This window comes from Lentilactobacillus sp., assembly GCF_040773105.1.
GTDB classification, from domain to species: domain Bacteria; phylum Bacillota; class Bacilli; order Lactobacillales; family Lactobacillaceae; genus Lentilactobacillus; species Lentilactobacillus parabuchneri.
In genome coordinates this window covers 1-3,615 of record NZ_JAXGWW010000215.1, presented here as the reverse complement: position 1 = coordinate 3,615, position 3,615 = coordinate 1, and the positions used below count along the sequence as shown (strand labels likewise).

Here is a 3,615-nt window from a genome sequence, read left to right as displayed (position 1 = left end):
GGCGAGACCTGGTACTACATCACATATGGTCTTTACCATGGCTTTGCGATGGTCATCAATGACACCTGGCTGCGGTTCAAGAAGAAGCATCAGGACCACATTCCGCACAACAAGTTTACCGAATTATTTGCCATCTTTTTGACATTTAACGTTGTTTGTTTCAGTTTCCTGATTTTCTCAGGATTTTTGAACACACTGTTTTTCGCACCTAAACCATTTTAACTAAGGAGCTGTTTGATATGGATGATAAACAAACTGTACTTGATATTTTAAAAGACTTAACTGGTGAGGATTTTTCTGATAATTTGGATGAAGACCTGTACTCAAGTGCGTTGCTAGACTCAATGGGGACGGTACAATTGCTGCTGGACCTCCAAGACAAATTGGGCGTTGAAGCCCCCGTTTCAGAATTTGATCGAAACGAGTGGAACACACCTGCTAAAATTATTGCGAAAGTCGAAGCAAGCAAATGAGTATGAAAAAGCGGCTCTTCATGATATTTGGGCCGATTTTTGCTGCGGCATTGCTGATGCTGGCAGTCTTTTTATCACCGCTTTGGTCAAGTCTGAATTACGTGAATCCAAAGGTTGTGAATAATGCTGCCTCTTCACTTTCGCCGCAGGTTTTAAAAGGCCAACTGATTAAAAGAAACGCACTTGAACACGGGTATGTTCCATTCTTTGGCTCATCAGAGTGGTCGCGGTTTGATCCATTTCACCCCGCAGTATTGGCGGCGAAGTATGATCGGTCCTACCAACCATTTCTGTTGGGGGCTCGGGGAAGCCAATCGCTGACACACTTTTTCGTGATGCAGTCGATTAATCCTCAGCTAAAAAATAAAAAAGCAGTTGTTTTTGTTTCTCCTCAGTGGTTTACGCCAAAGGGCGAGGATCCCAACGCTTTTTCATTTTACTATTCACCATTACAGACCACCAGTTGGATTAAGCGGGAAAGCGGCTCAAAAATGGATCGTTACGCCGCTTACCGACTTTTACAGATGCCTTCCGGGAATTCGGATAAGGAGATCGCAGGTGCATTGGCACGAATCGCAGCTGGCTTGAAGCCAACAACGTCTCAAATGACCTACGTCAATATCCGTAACCGAATTTTACTGAATGAAGATCAGATCTTCTCGCGTTACCGGGTTCCATTGAACAATGAGAAAACGATCGATAAGAATGAAGAATTGTTACCTAACCAGTACAATTACCAGAAGTTGGATCAACTGGCCGGCAAAATTGGTGCTGAGAAGACAACTTCAAACGACTTCCAAATTGATAATACTTTCTGGAACCGGCGTTTGAAGTCGCATGTTAAGAAGCTCAAAAACTTCCAGGCTCATATGAGTTACGTGAAATCGCCTGAATACAGTGACTTTCAGTTAATGCTGAACCAGTTTGCAAACGACCATACCAACGTTTTATTTATCATTCCGCCAATTAATGCAAAGTGGCAGAAGTATACGGGGATGTCGTCTGCAATGCTGGCAACATTTGACAAGAAGATCACCTATCAGTTAAGATCACAGGGGTTCAACCATATTGATGATTTAAGTCGTGATGGAAATGTTCCGTACTTTATGGCTGATACCATTCATCCAGGCTGGCGCGGCTGGCTGACGATGGACAAAGCAATTCGCCCATTCTTGACAGAAAAGGTTCCAAGTCCAAGATATCGAATTGATAACTACTACTACTCCAAAGAGTGGCAGAACGAAAGTGGAAGTGACAATCATTTTGACGATTAAGTTTAAAAGCAGGGCCGTCATCTTGTTCTTGGCGGGCCTGTTGTCCGTTGGTGCCTACGCAGCACAAAGCAAGACTTTTGCGGCTTATAATGCGGTGACGGCGACCAGCAACAAACATTACGATGCCCAAATTGTGAACCAAAATACGGTCAGCAAGGGCTATAACATTTATTACTACGGGCCATACTACACGAGTCTGTCCACCAAGACCGGGGATGCCAACGGGTATAATTTTAACAATGATTTTGTCCGGGTCATGCAGTCGAAAACGACTAAAACCGGCACGTATGTCCTCTTGCGCTATTTCAACAAAAACCTTGGTTGGATGAACGTTCACGGTATCAAGCCGGTGAGTTTTCAAACCATTGCCAACAGCATGATGAAGCAGTACAACGTCATGGGAACCGCTGTATTGGCGTCTTCCGGTCCCAAGAATACCGCCACAGTCAGCAACGGCATGGCCAACGTGGTCAGAAACACCGCTAACGCGGGCGACGGCTCGGTCGTTTATCCGCTGGCTTCGCTTCAAAAAGCAATGACTGGAGCGATTATTCAACAGTTGATTAGTGCCAATAAGCTCTCTGCCAGCACGAAGTTGAGTCAATATTACCCGGCCGTTCCGTACGCTTCAAACATTACGATTGCTCAAATGCTGTCAATGACTTCGGGAATTGATAACACTGATATCACCCCAAGCAGTCAAATGACTGAAAATCAGGCATATAGCAGTATGGTCAGCCGACTGAAGTCAACGAATAATCACAGCTACAATTACAGTGATGCCAATTACGTCTTGTTGGCCGGGATTATTGCCAAGGTGACCGGACAAAGTTATGCCCAGAATTTGCAAAGTCGAATTTTTGACAAACTAGGGATGAGTCATACGGTTATCGTGGATCAGGATCAGCCGTCAACTAAGGCAACGGTCGCCATCGGATATACCAACGATGGCAAGAATGACTATCAGGATGCCGATACAGTCTCATATGCCCGCCTGTCGGCCATTCCGGGTGCAGGGAACCTGTTGAGTACGCCGAGTGACTATTACAAATTTATTCAAGGCTTACAAAATGGTCAGGTTTTGACTTCTAAGCAGTATCAACAGCTAACAAGTTATGGAAATACTTATTCCGGTGGCTTCTATGTTACCAAAAACGGTATGAAATATAACAATGGCTCGTTTGGCGGCTCCAGCTTCCACACAAGTTATTATGCAACAAATGGCAATTACCACATGGCACTGGTGTTTATGAATCAGTACCCATTGGCTGGCAACGTCAGCGCCAAGACGTTTGCCCAGAAGATGTATGATGTGGCAACGTATTATTAAAATCTAAAAAAATGGTAACCGGCTTGAACTTAGCGGTTACCATTTTTTATAGTCGAAAACGAATTTGCTTACCACTCAATCTCCTCAACCGGTTTTGGCGAATGATTCAACTCATCATTTTTCACCTGGCCGTCGCCGATTTCAATAATGTGGTCGGCCATTGGCTTGATCATGCCATTGTGGGTGACAATGATAACATTCTTATCGGTTTTATTGCTGAAATCCTGAAGTAGTTTAAGGATGCTTTTCCCAGTTTTATAGTCCAGGGCCCCGGTTGGTTCATCACACAGCAACAAATCGGGATTCTTCGCAATAGCTCGGGCAATCGCAACTCGCTGCTGTTCGCCGCCGGAAAGCTGGGCCGGAAAGTTATTGGTTCGTTTTGCCAGACCGACTTCTGCCATCACCTCGGCGACGTCAAGAGAATCAGGTGAAATTTGTGATGCCAATTCGACGTTTTCCAGGGCAGTCAGGTTGGGAATCAAGTTATAGAATTGAAATACAAACCCGACGGAAAGCCGTCTGTATGTGGTTAATT

Annotated in this window: 4 protein-coding genes and 1 pseudogene; 4 read left to right on the top strand and 1 reads right to left on the bottom strand. The window is 44.7% G+C overall.

Going from position 1 to position 3,615, the window contains the following annotated elements:
* The 4 genes and pseudogenes from AB3112_RS09590 to AB3112_RS09575 form a co-directional block, all read left to right on the top strand.
* Nucleotides 1–222 (top strand): annotated as a pseudogene (locus AB3112_RS09590) (D-alanyl-lipoteichoic acid biosynthesis protein DltB); the annotation flags it as partial.
* A gap of 17 nt (nt 223–239) precedes the next feature.
* A complete protein-coding gene (gene dltC, locus AB3112_RS09585; protein ID WP_057909657.1) occupies nt 240–473 on the top strand; it encodes a D-alanine--poly(phosphoribitol) ligase subunit DltC in 234 nt (77 codons plus the stop codon).
* Nucleotides 470–1,747 carry a D-alanyl-lipoteichoic acid biosynthesis protein DltD gene (dltD, locus tag AB3112_RS09580; RefSeq protein WP_367334380.1) on the top strand — a complete coding sequence of 426 codons (1,278 nt, stop codon included), beginning with the start codon at nt 470–472 and terminating at the stop codon, nt 1,745–1,747. The genes dltC and dltD overlap by 4 nt, the downstream gene beginning before the upstream one ends.
* A complete protein-coding gene (locus tag AB3112_RS09575) occupies nt 1,725–3,077 on the top strand; it encodes a serine hydrolase (protein WP_367334381.1) in 1,353 nt (450 codons plus the stop codon). The genes dltD and AB3112_RS09575 overlap by 23 nt, the downstream gene beginning before the upstream one ends.
* 68 nt (nt 3,078–3,145) lie before the next feature.
* Here AB3112_RS09575 and AB3112_RS09570 read toward each other — a convergent pair.
* A partial coding sequence (locus tag AB3112_RS09570; RefSeq protein WP_367334379.1) for an ABC transporter ATP-binding protein occupies nt 3,146–3,615 on the bottom strand: 470 nt, incomplete at its 5' end.

Excerpts from the sequence above, each read along its gene's own strand:
- dltD (WP_367334380.1), top strand. The coding sequence starts at position 470 with ATGAGTATGAAAAAGCGGCTCTTCATGATATTTGGGCCGATTTTTGCT.
- dltC (WP_057909657.1), top strand. The coding sequence starts at position 240 with ATGGATGATAAACAAACTGTACTTGATATTTTAAAAGACTTAACTGGT.